Here is a 15,555-nt window from a genome sequence, read left to right as displayed (position 1 = left end):
TCGGGCACTACGCTGCGGTCGCTCTTCAAGACACGGCTGATACGTGGCGGCACGGAGCCGTGTTCTTGCTCCGGAACGCCCCGCGTATGAATGCTGAAGTGACTCTCGACGATGGATGGACTGCCACAGTCTTAGAGGGCATGAAAGCAGTAATCGTCCGTGGTCCCGCTGTGTTGACGAGCTGCGACCAGACGCACAGCGCGGCTCTCAGAGCGGCCAATAACGCCCTTGACTACATGTGTGTGCGCGGACTGTGCGACTCAGCTATTCGAGATGACTTCGACGATTGCCTCGTATGGTGGCCTGACCCGGCAGGCGGCGTAACACTTCGATTGAGGATGGTCCACACCAGGGCGAAGGCAATTTCGGTGACCTTGGCAGTAACCGATGCCGACGGAAAGGTGGTCCTGCAGCCGCCTACCCCACCGATCACCGCAGCGCAGCATGACGCCTTTCGATTCATCCGTATGTCACGTACCTCGGAGTACCTATTCGATTCCTACCGGAACATGTTCTTGGCCCTGGAGCGGTTGTTGAGCGACATCCGGCCCCGGGCTATGCACCCCAATGGGAAGCCCGCAGAGAGCGAAAAGGACTGGTTCACAGCTGCGCTAAAGCAAGCAGATGCACTCGTGCCCGTGGCCAAGCTAGCTCCACCTGGAGAGAAAAAGGCGATCGACTGGGTGTACACCAATATGTACTGCGTCGAACGCTCTGGGCTCATGCATGCGAAACCGGGTCGCTATCACTTGCCGCAGAATGATGCGGGCCGCGCAGACCTTCGAAAATCACTAAACACACTGTCGGAGTACGTCAGTGAGCTGGTGTCTGTCCATCGCGGCATTCAACGCGGCCACAGCGGTATATATGCGTCAGGCTGGCAGTACTTCACAACGCCGTTTTTCGAGCACATGCTCCTTGTTATCGCCGACAAAGAACTGCCGACGACCACGGCGTGGGACAACGAAACTGATGAGATGGTTCTCAGCAATTACGTGGTAGACGAGCCAAAGCAAGGTGGCCCTCCGGTAGCTGAAGAATCCATGTTGATAACGAAAACAGTCGCCGTGGAGGCCTCTCAGCTATCCAGTAGCGAGATACACACGATTGCCGTGGTTGGCCCCTTTCTCCATGGCAGACTAATCCTCTCATCGGAGTTATCCGGTCCGATGACATTGGGCACGTCAATATCGCAGTTGGAGGTGATTGTTGGCCTCCGCAATCTGAATGTCGCTGACATGCCGCACTTCTCTGCGTAGGCCGTGACGGAGGGGTCGCCCTTTACTGTCCGCCTTGGGCCGCGACTGAGAAAATAGTCGCGGCGGCGGTGAGGCGGTCGTCGGTTACGCGCCCGTAGACGGCCTGCGTCATGCGCTCCGTGTGGCCGTGCCACGCGGCAATGACATCAGCGGTGACGCCCGCCGCGCGCATCCGCGAGATGTTCGAGTGCCGCAGCTTGCCGAGCGTGATCGCCTTGAGGCCAGCCGCCTTGCGCTGGGCGGCGAACTCGCGGCTGTAGTCGCGCACCGGCAGCGGCGTGCCGTCCGCCCGCGAGAGCAACAGGTCGGTGTCGGCGAGTGGTCGGCCCACGGCCAGGCGCTCGCGCAGGTGCACCGCGCGCATGGCTTTGATCAGCGCCAGTTCGCGCGGTGGCACCGGCAGATCGCGGGCACTGCGTTCGGTCTTGGTCTTCGTCAAGGAGAACCTCACATTCACGGGCGACGACCCGCCGATGTCTACGCTGCTGCTGTCGATGTTGGGTGCGGTCGCCGAGTTCGAGCGGTCGATGATCCGGGAGCGGCAGCGTGAGGGCATCGAACTCGCGAAGGCCAAGGGCGTCTACAAGGGCCGCAAGCCAGCGTTGAACGAGGAGCAGACGACGGAAGTGTTGGAGCGGCTCGCGGCGTGTGAGCATCTGGTGGATTTAGCGCGCGAGTTCGGGGTGTCGCGGGCAACGGTCTACAACGCGCGGGCCCGGGCCGCGGAGGGCTAGAACGCGGGCAGGTCCGGTTATTTGTGCTGCGATCGCCTGCGACGCGCCCGGGGGTTCGAGATGCCGGTCTATAAGAATTCTGTCGGGTAGCGTTTGGCCCCATCGAGACGTAGCTCACAGGTTGTCCACAAGTGTGGGGCCTGGTTGATCTGCTACTTCAGGACTTTTCCACAGCCTCGGTGCCGGTGTTGCTCCACAGGGTGGGATTCTAAGAATTCCAATGTCGGCGAAATTTAGTGTGCGCGCAATGCGGTTTCGTCGAATGACACCGATAAGATTTTGCAGGTCGGATAGGTGCCCCAGGCCAGATGCCTGGTGGTGGCGTCACGGCCTGGGACCCCAATTCCCTGTTGGCGACAGGTTTTGAAGGTATCAGGCTCGGCGTGTCCCCGCCAAAAAATGGCGGGTTGCGCGTCGCGTGTCGCCACCCCTTTCCGGCTTTGTGCAGGCGAGTGACCTGCGCAAAGACAGGAAAAAGAATGTTGAAATTCAAAATTACTCGCGGCGTGGCTGCAGGCATGGCGGTGGTCGGCGCTTTCGCGCTGACCGCGTGCGTCGGTGACAAATCCGAGGCCAGTCCGGCGGTCGCGCAGTTGGGTTCCCCTGTGAAGGTCAGCGGCTCGTCGGGCTGGAGTGGCGACGGGGAGTATTCCGGCACCGTCACCGTCGACCCTGGTCCCGCGTGTGCGCTCGATGATGATGGTCGGGTCGTCGTGTTCCATGTTCGGGCTGGTGCTGAGAAAGGCCCGGTCCCGACTGGCAACTGGAGGTTGCAGACCGGGAATGCCGACCCGGTGTCGAATGGTCACTTTGATCTTGGCGATTTCGCTGGGCCGTTGATTGGGTCGCCGGTTGATACGGACAAGGCGTGGGGTGATATCGCGTTCCATCTGCCCCCGAAGACCGTTCCGACCCGATTGCAGCTTTTCGCGGGTGACGATCGGTACAGCAACTCTCCGGGGGTTGCGCTTGCCCAGTGGGCGACGCCGATGGAGGTCAAAGCATCGGTGTATTGCTCGGGGCCGCTGCAGGCCGCAGTCAAGCGTGAGACGCCTGTGACGAACTGATCGTGTGAGGAATCCCCCGGGGACGGCGTGGGGAAGATGCCGTCCCCGGGGGATTTTCATCCTCGACGGGTGATGTGTCCCACGAGTTTTCGCGTTTTGATCTTGTTACCCGGCGTGCACCGGCTAGCCTGACTCGGCCCCGGCAGGGCGCTGGGGTGGAGAGAGGTAATCGATGGCTGATAGCGATTTGACTAAAGAGACTCGGGAGGCGTTATTGACGGCGATCAAGAACGCAGCGCCGTCGGCGAGCACGCACGCGTTGGAGCAGCTAGCGATGGCGTTCGCGTTGACCGAGGGGGCTTATCGTGGTCGGCTACCGGGCTACACGCCTCCGTCGTCGTCATAGCGAAGTATCGGCTGCTGCAGCGGTGCTTGATGAATGTGGCACCCCTGCAGTTTCTTTGAAGGGTGGCTGCTGTGTTGCTCAAGGTCGGTGACCGCGTGCAGAACCGATCAGGTTGGACGGGCACCGTGGTGGAGGTGCAAGAGACGAATGCGTTGGTGCAGTGGGATAACGGTGAGCCGTCTGGTTGGTTCGGGCGTGATGAGCCCACGATCGATGGTGGTGTGTTGAAACTGATCTGATCGTCGGTTAGCGGCGCGGGCGTGCTGCCCATGCGGCCATGAGGGCGGTCGCGAGTGCTGGGATGTCGTGCATGGGGAGGATGGGCGGGGTATTGGCTATGGCCACTTCGTCGCAGCGCGGAGAGATGCGAACCTCGCCGTCGGCCCACGGCCGCGCCGTGATCGGCACTTGGACGTAGCGGCGGCCGGCGTCGTCGGTCTCGATCGCGGGCAGCTGGATCACGAGGTGGCCCTTGTCTTTGAGGCGATCGGGAAGTATCGCGGCGATCAGGTCGGCGATTTGGGCCTGCGTGTCGACGATGGCCTCGGTTTCGTCCTGGGCGCCGATAGTCACGTTGCGTCTGTGGCCGAAGAAGTTCGGCATCGCCTCGATTATCTCGCGGATGGCTGAGCGGGCGCCCATTGACCAGTTGTACTCCGCGGGCCCGACACCGCCGGGTGACGTGGTCATGGCGGTGTCGGTTTGGCGAATGCGTTCGCGTCCACCCCTGGGGAAGCGGCTTACTCGATCCGAGGTAGCTCAGGAACTCTGGTGCTGAGCTGTCGGGCTGCAGGGTGTCTACCAGGGCTGATAGAAGCACTGGCTAATCTGGCTAACTCATTAGCTGGGCTTTTGTCGACATGGCAACCATGTGTGTGCAATGATCTGTCCAGGGGCGCGTTCAGCGTCGGCTGAAAGGGGCGGCTTTATTCATGGTCACGAAGGATCGTTGGGCGATGCCTGTGGGTTTGCGACGAGCTTCGGCGCTGCTGGCGATTGTCGCCCTGGCTGTTGGTGGAGCGAAGGTCGCTGGCGACCACACCCTGCCCGGTAGCGGATTCTCCACGGTGGCGACCGTGGCTGCGGACCCATCTGGCCCGACAGGTGGTCCTGGTGGCGACGGTGGGATGAATGGCTCGCAGTTCCAGCCGCCGGGCTTGCCCCCGCAGCAACCCGATTATCAGGGCGGTATCAACCAGCCGCCGTTGGATCAGAACTCGGGTATCAGTATTTACAACAGCGGCAATCCGCAAGCGCCGCAACAGGTTCCAGGCCAACAGGCCGGACAGCAGCCCCAGCAGGCGCAGCAGCCCGCCCATGGTACGCAGATACCGGACTACCAGACCGCTACTCCATACACCCAGGGGCCGGGTAAAGCGAATCCGGATTACCAAGCGCCACAACAGAATGCGCCGCAGCAAGGCCAACAGTCGCAACAGTCCCAGCAGGGGCAGCAGCAATCTCAGCAGCCTCAGAATCAGCAATCCCAGACGCAGGATGGCCAGGACCAGCAGGATCAGCAGATTCAGCAACAATGCCAATCTGCTGCGGGCACCTACGGGCTGCCCGTTGATCAGCTCATGTCTGTAATGGCCGCAGGGGCCGGGGCAGCGGGCAGCGTCATTGGTGGTCTGATCAAACCCGGTCGCGATGTTGGTGGCGGCACCGAATGTAACTGTGCCCCCGATCAAGCCGGGCCTCAGAAATCGGATTCTCCTGATGGGCAGCAGAAAGCTCCGCGCTCTGACCAGGAGATCAATTGCACGCAGCCCTCTAATCCTGTCGCAGGCGATGATCTCGACGACTCCATCCCAGGCACAGGGCTCAACATCGGTGGCGATCCCAAGCCTGGTACACCGGGAGGCCCGAAGCTGAACGGCACTTCAAATCCGTTAAATTCGGTGGTTCCGAAGGGAACCCGGCCGATTCCCACCGGTACCGCTCTTGGCCCCAACGGTGAGCACTACGCCTTCTACAGCCAACCGAAACTTCCGGCGCCTGGCCAGGTAAACGACAACTACGTGACCATGCCCTCACAAATCGTCGATCTTGCCCATAACAACGTCATCATCGGTCAATCGCCCCTCGCGCAAACTAGCGGCGCCTATGACCCGGCCTCGCACACGATGCTCTTGGCAGGAAACACCAGTGCCACACCCGGCGATCCGGCTCGCGCTCTGTATCAATCCGATCCCATCAAACCCACTGACGGGCCTAACGACTGGATCAAGAGCGTGCACTACGTCGGTCCCCTCCTATCTGGCGACCGTGAGAGCCAACTCATCGCCCTTGGCCCGGAGGGTAAGAACGGCTTCATGTTCGTCAGTTCATCAGGCACGGGCCCGATCGAGGCGATTATCGCGTCCAGCGTCCAGGAACTCACCACGAAGACCGCCACACGCGTACTGGTACCCAGAGATGTGAACAACATCAATGGTCTTGACGGACCGTATGGGCCGACTATTACCAGCCAGTCTATTGACCCGGCTACCGGCAATGGCACCATAGGATTGAAAGTTAGCCAATACTGGGACCCGGCATTTAAGGCCGCCCACCCCGACGTGAAAGAACTCCCATACGATCCACGGGTCTATTCCGCCAGTTGTACCGTCCAATAGGAGAAGAATGACAATGCGCAAAACCTTCGCATATTCGTCTGCCACCGTCTTGGCCGTTGCAGCCCTTATCGCCTGCACCCCACCGGATAGGGCCGCTGCCGAACCCGCCGGTTTCCCTGATCTCAACGCCTACAGCGAGGTCTCGGTAGATCAGTACGTTTCCGCAGCGGGTCGCGGCATGACGTCGGTCTTCTTTTCCACAGCGGAAGGGGTTAACTGCGGTTTCGGTCATCCAGCGAACCCGGATGGGCGCAATCAGCTGATCCAGTGTTGGGGACCGCTTCCGGGACTTCAGGATATCGCCGCGGAGGGTTCGGGGCCATGTGACACAGGAACGGTCAATCAGTTCGGAGCGAAGTACGCAATCGGTCACACTAAAGGCGCATGCAAAGACAACCGACCCACTTCGAAGGTTCTTTCACCAGGGCAGAAGGTGTCCTACGGAAACGTTACCTGTGGTGTTGGGGATGGCGGCTCGGTGGCGTGCATCGAGCGGGTGAACCCTGAACGTGGGTTTGTGTTGCAGCCCTCCGGATCATTCACCTTCTAACCGAAACACAAAGGATGAATACCCTGATGCGGGGTGGGATAGTTGCGGCGACGGCTGCGGTAGCGGCGGTGATGTCCGGGTGCAGCGGACCTAGCGAGCCGACGCCACCGGTGTCGCCGAAGCATGCCGAGTCCACCGATTTCGCTCAAATTCCTGGTCAGTTCCCGACCCCAGCGGCGCTAACCACCAACGGACAAGAACAGGCACCGGTGGGTGGCTGCGCTAACCTGTCCGGGCCCGGCGTCAATGCGGTGTTCAAGATCGTCGATTGCGGGTCCCCGGAAAATACCTACCGAATCATCCAGCGCGTCAACGTTCCCACTGAATGTGCTGATGCAGATCGATCCTTCTATCACAACTCAAAAGACACCGGTCAGTACACCGTCTGCCTGGACCTGGCATGGGACAACACCTCCTGTATCCGGTTGGGGCAACCAGTAAGCAAAATCGCCTGCACCGATACCACGGCCCCGGGTGATCGGATCAAACCCACCAAAATCGTCCTGGACACCACGACTCTCGACGGTTGCCCAGACGGCGGCTACAAGCACCCGCAGCGCCGGTTCACGGTGTGTACGGAGACCCAGAAGTAGCCTGTCGTGTGGTTGATGGTGTAGCTCAGCGGCGGTGGACCGCCGATGAGTTGGCGGTGGCGTTGGATCGGTCGCTGACGTGCGCCGAGGCTGGCAAGTTGTTGGGCCGCACCCGGGTGCAGGTGGAGAAGGCCCGGAAGCGGTATCGGGGGCGCGATATTGAGCAGCTGCTCGCCCAGAAGCGCAGTGGTGCTGCCGAGTTGGCGCAGATAGCGCAGACCGATTTTGGCTGCTATGTGTCGTGGACACCCGAGGAGATCGCGATCGCCTTGGACCGGTCAATTTCCCGCACCGAGGCGGCCCGTCGGTTAGGGCGTACTTTCCGGGCGATCAAACGCATCCGAAACCTGCAGCGCCAAAAATCCCTTGGGCTGACCCCGGCTCGGGAGTCCCGCGCGGAGCCAATACGGCAGCGCCTGTGGACCAAGGAAGAGATCGCCATCCTGACCGACGAGTCCCGCACACCCACGGAGATTGCAGCCGAATTGGAGCGTTCAATCAACTCGGTGACTGTGGCACGAGCGCGGTGGCTAGGTCGCCTGCAGGGCAGAGTCCCCGAACATCTGCACGGCACTTACACCGCGGTGAGCCGATATGGGTGCCTGTGCCTGCGATGCCGTGACGCGGCCGAGGTCGAGCGGCTACGACGCCAAGAGGCCACCCGGCCAACGGCAGCCAACCACAAGCAGCCCTGGGCCGATCGCGATATCGAGATTGCACTAGATCGCAGCCTGACCGTCATCGAAGCCGCACAACGCTTGGGGCGCACCCACAGCTCCGTGCGCGCATTGCGCCACAAATACCGCGACACCTGACTTCGGGGCGCGGAGTAGTTTCATCGCCTGCTGCGAGACTGCCGCGCGTGCCCGAATACACGCAGCTTGCTGTCGATAGCCTGCACACCTTCAAAGGTAATCCGCGCCGCGGTGATGTCAGCGCGATCGCTGTTTCGCTGACCAAGCACGGCCAGTACCGGCCGATCGTGGTCAACCGGGGTACCCAGACCGGCCGCCGCAACGAGGTGCTGGCAGGTAATCACACGCTGATGGCTGCGCGGTCGCTCGGCTGGGACACGATAGATGTCGGGATCGTGGACGTGGACGAGGACACCGCGTGGTCGATCGTGGCGGCCGACAACCGGCTGGCCGACCTGGGCGAGTACGACACCTCCGACCTGTATCTGCTGCTGTCGTCGATCGAGGACTTGGGCGGAACCGGATACGCGCTCGATGATCTGTTGGCGATGGAGCGGCATCTCTTTCCGCCAGAGACGCTGACCGATCCGGATGACGTTCCGCCGGTACCGCAGTCGCCTGTGTCGCGGTCGGGCCAACTGTGGGCGTTGGGTGATCATCGGCTGCTGGTGGGGTCGGCTACCGATCTCGACGGTGTGCGGACGTTGTGCGGTGATGCACAGCCGGATTGTGTGTGGACGGACCCGCCGTACGGCGTGGACTACGTGGGGAAGACGAAGGCGGCGTTGCGGATCCAGAACGATGCGACGGGTGGCCTCTTCGAGCTACTCAAGGCGGCGTTCGATGTGGTGGCTGCAGTGGCCAGGCCGGGCGAGAACGGGCCAAACTAGAGCTTGAGTTGAAGAGGCGGAAGCTCGGACCCAGCGAACCAGCCGAATAGCCGGATCCGTCCTGATTCGGCAGCTTGGCGCCGAGCATGTTCAGCTCGAACGGCCGGAAGGCTTCTACGAGAATCCATACCGGCGACGGTACCGATGAGCACCCGAATTGGCGTGTTGGATGATCCAACATTCCGATAGGTTTCCGCAGGTCGGGCATAGGTCTCGACAGGTCTGTTTTTGTGGCAAGGGCAGCTCTGAACTGCGAATATAGGTGGGCAACAAGGGGTTCGAGTCCCCTTAGCTCCACCATAACGGGCTTACGCGAACCCGTGACCGTCACGACATGGCGGTCAGGGCGAGTCAGTCCGCTCGGAGAGAAACAACGCTAAGAGCCTCGGCAGTGCCGGGGCTCTTAGCGTTGTTTGTAGGGACTGGTAACGCGGTTGTGGCTGGTCCAGCGTCGTGACCGTTGTGTGGGCGGGAACCACGTCATGGATCTCCGCAAAATGTGGTGCAGTGGTCGGTGATGGCAGCGTCGACTTGTTCAGCGGCCAGGTATGACAGATTCTGACCACCCGGCTCAAGTCGGGGCTAGCGGTGCGAAACTACCGGCCTCACATGCCGTAGAGGTCAAGCAGTTTCAGTGTGACGCCATTGGTCCAGCCGAAGCCGTCTTGCAGCGGGTACTCGCCGCCACCTCCGACCCGCGCGCTGTCTCCCTCGACCACGTACTTCTCGACCAGCTTGTCTTCCTTTGAATAGACGTGTTTCACAGTGTTAAGGAAGCGGACGCCGATTTCTTTAGCAAGTGTGGGCTCGCCATAGCGGCGCAAGCCATCGACCGCGATCCATTGCAGTGGCGCCCAACCGTTGGGTGCGTCCCACTGTTGGCCGGTGGTCGTGGTGGTCGTTACCAGACCGCCGGGTTGCAGCAGCGTGTTGCGCGTTGCGATGGCTGTCAACTTGGCGCGCTCGGGTGACGCAACGCCGGTGAACAACGGATATAGGGCGGCCGCGGTGATCGCATCACGGGGCTGACGCAGCTGCCAGTCGTAGTCGCCGTAGTAACCGTGTTTGTTCCAAAGGTAGCGGTTGACTGCACTGGCGCGCTGCTGGGCGCGAGTCGAGAAGTCGGCAGTGCACGAGGCATCGCCCGTGATGGTGCAGCCTTTGGCGATTGTTGTCTCAAGTTGGAACATCAAGCTGTTCAGGTCGATTGGCACGATCGCGGTAGTTCGGATGCTCGCGAGCGTCTTGCCATCGCCGAGCCAGCGTGAGCTGTAGTCCCAGCCGCTCTCGGCGCCGGCCCGTAGGTCGCGCCATACTTCGTTTGCAGGACGGCCAGGTGCTTCCTCGGCGGTCTTGGTGTCTTCGAGATATGACTCATCGCGTCTGGTGTCGCTGGCGTCCCAGTAGCGGTTGAGGACCGTGCCGTCGGGCATGGTAACCACATGGCGTGCCGCGGTGCCTGGCGGAGTTTCGTGCTCGCCCTGCATCCAGTACTCGTGCTCTTTGCGCAGCGCTGGCAGGTACTTTCGATAAATGCCATCGCCTTCCGCCTGCGCGGCGAGGTCCACCATGTTCGCGAAGAAGGGCGGTTGGGAGCGGCTCGCGTAATACGTGCGATTGCCGTTTGGCACATGACCTATCGTGTTGATGAGGTGCGCGAAGTTGTCGAGCATGTCATCGACGAGGTCCTCACGTCCGGACACCTGCAGGCCGAGCATGGTGGAGTACGTGTCCCAGTAATAGCCCTCCTGGAACCGTCCGCCCGGCACTACATACGGTTTGGGTAGCGCGATCAACGAACTATTCGGCGGCACAGTGACGCTCGCTCGTGTGAGCCTGGGCCACAGCCAGTCGATGTGTTCGCGCAGTGTCTGGTTTGGCGGTGGCGTGATGTGCTCAGCGGCAGGTGGTGTGAAGTGCTGTTCGGTGAACGCCTTGAGGGAAAAACCCGGTTCTGCTCTTTGTTGCCGGTATAGCTGAACGATTGAGGCCGGGTCCGTATCTAACGTTGAATCGACAAAAGTCTTTTGATCGGGGTAAAGCTGTGCGCTCTGCACCGCAACGAAGAGATCGCCATAGAGTTGGTTTGGTGGCTGCGGCAGCGCCGTATTCGCGGTCGGCCGCGCCGGCTGTGTATCGGCCCGGTGGTCGCTTTCTGTCTGCGAGACACAGCTCGTGATGGTCATGCAGGCGGTGACTATTGCAAGGGTTTTGCGAAGCAGTGGTGCAGATTTCGGGTTAGTCAACCTGGCTGGTGCGGCCTGCAGTCGATTCAACGTGCGTGTCTCCTATTGTGGTTCTTGGGGTTTAGCCGCAGAGGTGACCTTACGGCAGGCCAACCGCAAGAAACCCGACGCCTGCGGGGTGCAGGCGCCTTCCTCGGTGGCGCAGTGACTGCGCCATCCGATGTCCAGGTCTCGTGCCGTGGATGCCTCTGCGGTGGCGTGGATAGGAGTTTATACGTAGGTCGGGAATGATGGTGGCGGTCCTCAAATTGAAGCCGCACGAAGACGGAAGTGGCTGAACGCGATTCGCCGCGAACCCCAAACATCATGGGGAGCTTGCAAGCTTTGCGCGTGACGTTTTCGACGCGACAGTGGCTCACTGGTCCAGTCCATTGCGACAAGCCGTTCTTGAACAAGCTGCGGACCGCTGTGGGTGCTGGGCAGAAGCTTGCGAAGGCGCCGGCTGTGGCACAGACATCCCAGCCCTGGCTGCTCGTGTGTTCAGTGATCGCTAGTCCGATCCCACGTCCGCACCGGTAACCAATACAGAAGGCATCTGTTTCTCATCTCGCCGCGTTGGGTTGAGCGGAGATACGCGGTCCCACCTGAAGCGGGCTATACCAATTGGTCTACTATCACTTTGGTGGTGCACGCTTGGTTTAGGCCCCGTGACTCTGTTCAATGCTTGTACGTGTGAACCTGATTCGGAAGGGAAGCGATGCCACAAAAGAGGCGACTGGTCTACGGAGATCACCCGAGTCAATACGTCGACATTCTTGAGCCGGCCGCGCCTGCTCTGGGCCTGCTTTTTGTTATCCATGGCGGTTTCTGGCGAGAAGCGCTGGGTGCTGAACTCACCGCACCGATAGCCGAAGACCTGTGCGCCGAGGGCTTTCTCGTCGCGAATATCGAGTACCGCAGGGTCGGCGGTGGCGGAGGGTGGCCACAAACATTTGACGATGTCACCGCGGCGGCCGAAGCGGCTAGACGCGCCAATCCAGATCTCACGCAATCATTTGTGGTGGGACACTCCGCCGGCGGACATCTCGCTCTTCTTGCCCTTGCTGCCGGATCGGCCGACTTCGCCGTCGCGTTGGCTCCTGTTAGCGACATCGACCGCGCATTGCGGGAGAATCTCGGTGATGGTGCTGCGGCAGAATTTCTTGGGGCCGTGGGAATTTCGCCGAATGAGGTTGCGTCGGCATCGCCGGTTCGCAAGCTTGGGCACCGGCGGCATCATGTCCTCGTACATGGCGTGCGTGACATCAATATCCCCGTCGAACACTCCCAGCACTACGTCTCCGCTGCGAGAGCACTGGAGACTCCCGCTGACTATTTCGAATTCTCCGAACTGGACCACTTCGATCTGATCGACTCGTCCTCGTCGGCTTGGTATGCGGCCAAACAGTGGATTCGGTGTCAGCTGAAGCCGAGGTAAGCCGGTCTCCGCCCGCAGGCCCGCCGCACGGATTACCGGTACGGCGGGCCGAGCGTGTGGCCCCGTGCTTAGGCCACGAAGACGGCGAGTTGCACCCTGATATCGACTCCGAAGTCGATGAATCCGCGGACTCGTACGCCGCCGTTGTCAGGCACAACATTGTGGACTTGGCAGACGGCGTTGCCCTGGAAGGGCACATCCTGGGCGTTGACTTCCGAAGTGGACACCATGACCACACTGAACGGACTCACGCCCGGAATAGCCAGGCGCGTTCGATATCCGCCGTGGGATGTCACAACAAATCGCTTCACGATGGCCTGAACGTCGGCCTCTTGGCTGTCGTTTTCTCCCACAGCGTCCAACGGCTCGGCCACCGTGTCAGTGAATGTTGTCTCGGAAACTTTCTCGCTAGTTGTCATTGTTCCTCCATGAATTGATGACGTCGGCAGGAATTGTGATGCACATAATTCCCAATGGGCCCTTAAATTTTCGGCCTCACAATGACCTCAGGCACGAGTAGTTGACTACCTGCGTTGAGAAGTAGTTAACGGCGCAGAACGCCAGGCGTGGATCGCACTTCGGTCAGCCGATCGCAGACTTCCGTGCGGCGATACGTAGCCGGATCTTTTGGCGTTCGGCTTCGGACATGCCACCCCACATCCCATGAGGTTCTTCGATCTCCAGAGCGTAGGTAAGGCAGAGCGTTGTCACGGGGCAGCGTCGACACACTGCTCTGGCGTGCTGTTCCCGGAGTCTTCGTTCAATGGGGCGTTCGTCGTCATCGGAGTAGAACAGGTCGTGGTTGGCGTTTCGGCACGCGCCCAGTAGCTGCCATGCGAACCCCGCGCTAAGAGCCGTCGTCTCGGCTACCCGAACATCTTCCACGCAAATCCTTCCCGCGCATGTCCGCTACCTTCAGCGTTGTTGACAGAAACCTCACACGAATTGGTTGCCTTGATGTGAATTAGACGTTGCACCAATGAAATCAACCGTCAGTCGGTGTCCATTCGTCTCGTAGGAGCCCAAAAGTGCACGGGCATTGCGTAAAGTGCGGCAGAGTGGGCGTCGGGCGAGGCCGGTGACCAGCCTGGTTCTGCTCTGCACTGTGATGTGTTAGCTGAGCTATCCGGGACGTGGAGAGGAAGGCGTCAGACCGTGACCCCGATAATGCGACGAATTTCAGAACGACGCGGTTACCGCATGTTCGCGTTGCTCGCACTGATCTGTGCGTTGTGCGCCCCGCCTGTGGCCGCGGCTGACACTGTGCAGATCAGCCCGGCGAATGAACGTCGGCTCCAAGAGCTACTGGCAGAGCGAAACCGTATCGGAGCCGATTACCCGGGGCAGCTGAGTGCCGCGGTGTCGGCACTCTTTCTGCACGTGCCCTACGGTGCCAACACCTTGATTGGATCCGCTTCGGTCCCCGAGCAGTTGGTCGTTGAACTCACGCGCGTGGACTGCTTCACGTACGCCGACTATGTCGAAGCGTTGAAGCGGTCCAGTAATCGCGCCGATTTCATCGCTCAGCTGACACAGATCCGGTACCGCGGGGGTGAAATCAGCTTCACGCAACGCCGCCACTTCTTTACCGATTGGGCCGCAGACGCTCCCATCAATGCCACCGATGTGACGGCCAGCCTCGGGGCAGCCGCGGAACAGGTCGCCAAGATACTGAATTTGAAGGATTCCGGCGGAAACTACCTGCCCGGACTCCCGACGCGGCCGCGCACGGTTACCTACATACCGAGCGCCCGTGTTTCCGATGGCGTCATCGCGAATCTCCACGACGGTGACTACCTCGGCGCCTACGCGACGGCTGGCGGGCTCGATGTCACCCATGTAGGAATCTTCCTGCACACACCGAACGGGCCGGTGCTGCGCAACGCCTCGTCATTGCGTGCGAACAACCAAGTCGTCGACACGCCGCTGGGGGAATATCTGGGCACGGTTCCGGGAATTGTCGTACTGCGACCGATTTGATGAAGCCCACAGTGGCGCCTGCTTCTGACTAGGGGGCGGGGCTCAGCGTATCCGCCGAAGTGCTTACTCCTGAGATGCCACGGGAAGCGTTGGGCGGAAACAGGGTTGATGCCGCGGGACTCAGGGTGTCCGCCGATACGGATACCCCCGAGCGTCCTGGGGGTAGCAGTGGAACCCCTATAGCCGCGGGGTATCCCGGAGGTCCGTACTGAAGCGCCCCGATCACCGGTCTTGAGTTCTGGGGATCGTTGCAACACCTGATCGATTCAGGAGTTGCCGTGTTTGAGGTTCGTGCCAGTCGTGTCGCACAGGGGCGCAAGAAACTGGTCGCCGAGCGGGTGAAGTTCTTTGAGTTGCTGGCGCAGGGCTACGGAGTCCGGGAGTCGTCCAAAATCATTGGTGTGAACTACCGCACGGTGAAACGATGGCGTTCCGGGGATACCCGATGTGGACATACGAATAGAGCCGGTAGGCCTGCGCAACCGTATGCGAGGACCTACCGGCTTGTTTCGTCGCGGTATCTGTCAGTGCAGAACCGAATCGTGATCGCCGACGCACTCTCAGCCGGTGAGTCGATCCGATCCATCGCAGCCACACTAGGACGAAGCCCTTCCACAATCAGCAGGGAGGTTCGACGCAACCGTCACCCCGACACCGGCGCCTACCGCCCCTATGCGGCCCAAGATCGTGCCGAGGGGCGACGGCCACGACCCAAGAAGGGCAAGATCGCTCGCAACGGCGAGCTGCGCGCATTCATCCAGCGCCACTTGATGTTGCGGTGGAGTCCCGAGCAGATCGCCCGGACCCTGCGCCGACAATTCGCCGACCGCCCGGAGATGCACGTGACCCACGAGACGATCTACCTGGCACTGTATGTACACGGGCGTGGGGAGCTACGCCGCGAGCTGACCAAGGCCCTACGCACCGGGCGCGCATACCGCAAGACGCGCCGACAGGCTCAACGCCGTCAGCCGCGCTACGCCGATCCGATGGTCATGATCAGCGAGCGCCCCTCCGAAGTCGCCGACCGAGCCGTGCCCGGACACTGGGAGGGTGACCTGGTGCGCCACGAGGCGCTGTGTGACCGAGCGGAGGTGAGAGACCTGCGCCGTTGTGCTGTCGCAGCAGCGTAACGAAGCTGGGGGCAGCCTGGACCGGGA

The 15,555-nt window shown here is 61.1% G+C and carries 15 protein-coding genes and 2 pseudogenes; 12 read left to right on the top strand and 5 right to left on the bottom strand.

The features are described from left to right. Positions 1-368: 368 nt before the first annotated feature. Positions 369-1,259, top strand: coding sequence for a hypothetical protein (locus tag AOT87_RS19825; protein ID WP_131727349.1), 891 nt, complete (start codon positions 369-371; stop codon positions 1,257-1,259). A gap of 22 nt (positions 1,260-1,281) precedes the next feature. On the opposite strand, the gene AOT87_RS19820 is transcribed toward AOT87_RS19825, so the two are convergent. Further along, positions 1,282-1,656: a tyrosine-type recombinase/integrase gene (locus tag AOT87_RS19820; protein WP_234795822.1), complete on the bottom strand. Its 375-nt coding sequence runs from the start codon at positions 1,654-1,656 to the stop codon at positions 1,282-1,284. 34 nt (positions 1,657-1,690) lie between these two features. Here AOT87_RS19820 and AOT87_RS19815 point away from each other — a divergent pair. The 4 genes and pseudogenes from AOT87_RS19815 to AOT87_RS28885 form a co-directional block, all read left to right on the top strand. After that, positions 1,691-1,993 (top strand): annotated as a pseudogene (locus AOT87_RS19815) (recombinase family protein); the annotation flags it as partial. Between the two features lie 308 nt (positions 1,994-2,301). Further along, on the top strand, positions 2,302-3,060 hold the full coding sequence (locus tag AOT87_RS19810; protein WP_131727348.1) for a hypothetical protein: 759 nt from the start codon (positions 2,302-2,304) through the stop codon (positions 3,058-3,060). A gap of 172 nt (positions 3,061-3,232) precedes the next feature. Next, the gene (locus AOT87_RS29110; protein ID WP_165589995.1) at positions 3,233-3,406 is read left to right on the top strand and encodes a hypothetical protein; all 174 of its coding nucleotides are present in this window, start codon (positions 3,233-3,235) and stop codon (positions 3,404-3,406) included. Positions 3,407-3,468: 62 nt separating this feature from the next. Continuing rightward, a complete protein-coding gene (locus AOT87_RS28885; RefSeq protein ID WP_157859026.1) occupies positions 3,469-3,645 on the top strand; it encodes a hypothetical protein in 177 nt (58 codons plus the stop codon). Positions 3,646-3,652: 7 nt separating this feature from the next. Here AOT87_RS28885 and AOT87_RS19805 read toward each other — a convergent pair whose 3' ends face one another. After that, positions 3,653-4,048: a hypothetical protein gene (locus AOT87_RS19805; protein ID WP_057969595.1), complete on the bottom strand. Its 396-nt coding sequence runs from the start codon at positions 4,046-4,048 to the stop codon at positions 3,653-3,655. 290 nt (positions 4,049-4,338) lie between these two features. On the opposite strand from AOT87_RS19805, the gene AOT87_RS19800 reads away from it, so the two are divergent. From AOT87_RS19800 to AOT87_RS19780, 4 genes are all read left to right on the top strand, one after another. After that, the gene (locus tag AOT87_RS19800; protein WP_057969588.1) at positions 4,339-6,024 is read left to right on the top strand and encodes a hypothetical protein; all 1,686 of its coding nucleotides are present in this window, start codon (positions 4,339-4,341) and stop codon (positions 6,022-6,024) included. Positions 6,025-6,783: 759 nt separating this feature from the next. Continuing rightward, entirely contained in the window at positions 6,784-7,167 is a 384-nt protein-coding gene (locus AOT87_RS19790; RefSeq protein WP_057969593.1) for a hypothetical protein, read from the top strand. 8 nt (positions 7,168-7,175) lie between these two features. Then, complete coding sequence (locus AOT87_RS19785; RefSeq protein WP_057969587.1) at positions 7,176-7,982, top strand: hypothetical protein; 807 nt, start codon at positions 7,176-7,178, stop codon at positions 7,980-7,982. Positions 7,983-8,029: 47 nt separating this feature from the next. Continuing rightward, positions 8,030-8,752, top strand: coding sequence for a ParB N-terminal domain-containing protein (locus AOT87_RS19780; protein ID WP_234795768.1), 723 nt, complete (start codon positions 8,030-8,032; stop codon positions 8,750-8,752). 605 nt (positions 8,753-9,357) lie between these two features. Here AOT87_RS19780 and treA read toward each other — a convergent pair. Next, positions 9,358-10,998 carry an alpha,alpha-trehalase TreA gene (gene treA, locus AOT87_RS19775; RefSeq protein ID WP_256364552.1) on the bottom strand — a complete coding sequence of 547 codons (1,641 nt, stop codon included), beginning with the start codon at positions 10,996-10,998 and terminating at the stop codon, positions 9,358-9,360. Between the two features lie 697 nt (positions 10,999-11,695). On the opposite strand from treA, the gene AOT87_RS19770 reads away from it, so the two are divergent. Continuing rightward, complete coding sequence (locus tag AOT87_RS19770) at positions 11,696-12,415, top strand: prolyl oligopeptidase family serine peptidase (RefSeq protein ID WP_057968147.1); 720 nt, start codon at positions 11,696-11,698, stop codon at positions 12,413-12,415. Between the two features lie 68 nt (positions 12,416-12,483). On the opposite strand, the gene AOT87_RS19765 is transcribed toward AOT87_RS19770, so the two are convergent. Next, positions 12,484-12,834 (bottom strand): hypothetical protein, encoded by a 351-nt coding sequence (locus AOT87_RS19765; protein ID WP_078322593.1) that lies wholly within the window; start codon positions 12,832-12,834, stop codon positions 12,484-12,486. Positions 12,835-12,997: 163 nt separating this feature from the next. Continuing rightward, complete coding sequence (locus tag AOT87_RS27995; RefSeq protein WP_064409326.1) at positions 12,998-13,300, bottom strand: WhiB family transcriptional regulator; 303 nt, start codon at positions 13,298-13,300, stop codon at positions 12,998-13,000. A 270-nt stretch (positions 13,301-13,570) separates the two neighbouring features. On the opposite strand from AOT87_RS27995, the gene AOT87_RS19760 reads away from it, so the two are divergent. Together AOT87_RS19760 and AOT87_RS29405 are read left to right on the top strand one after the other, a co-directional pair. Beyond that, complete coding sequence (locus tag AOT87_RS19760; protein WP_057968145.1) at positions 13,571-14,395, top strand: DUF1460 domain-containing protein; 825 nt, start codon at positions 13,571-13,573, stop codon at positions 14,393-14,395. 515 nt (positions 14,396-14,910) lie between these two features. Next, positions 14,911-15,459 (top strand): annotated as a pseudogene (locus AOT87_RS29405) (IS30 family transposase); the annotation flags it as partial. Positions 15,460-15,555: the final 96 nt, after the last annotated feature.

The organism is Mycobacteroides sp. H003, from assembly GCF_001440135.1.
Taxonomy (GTDB): domain Bacteria; phylum Actinomycetota; class Actinomycetes; order Mycobacteriales; family Mycobacteriaceae; genus Mycobacterium; species Mycobacterium gwanakae.
The sequence above is the reverse complement of the archived record's forward strand: the minus strand, read 5'-3'. Positions and strand labels throughout refer to the sequence as shown.

Coding starts and splice junctions, on each gene's coding strand:
- AOT87_RS19805 (WP_057969595.1), bottom strand. CDS start 4,048: ATGGGCGCCCGCTCAGCCATCCGCGAGATAATCGAGGCGATGCCGAAC.
- AOT87_RS19810 (WP_131727348.1), top strand. CDS start 2,302: ATGCCTGGTGGTGGCGTCACGGCCTGGGACCCCAATTCCCTGTTGGCG.
- AOT87_RS19765 (WP_078322593.1), bottom strand. CDS start 12,834: ATGACAACTAGCGAGAAAGTTTCCGAGACAACATTCACTGACACGGTG.
- AOT87_RS29110 (WP_165589995.1), top strand. CDS start 3,233: ATGGCTGATAGCGATTTGACTAAAGAGACTCGGGAGGCGTTATTGACG.
- AOT87_RS19770 (WP_057968147.1), top strand. CDS start 11,696: ATGCCACAAAAGAGGCGACTGGTCTACGGAGATCACCCGAGTCAATAC.
- AOT87_RS19800 (WP_057969588.1), top strand. CDS start 4,339: ATGGTCACGAAGGATCGTTGGGCGATGCCTGTGGGTTTGCGACGAGCT.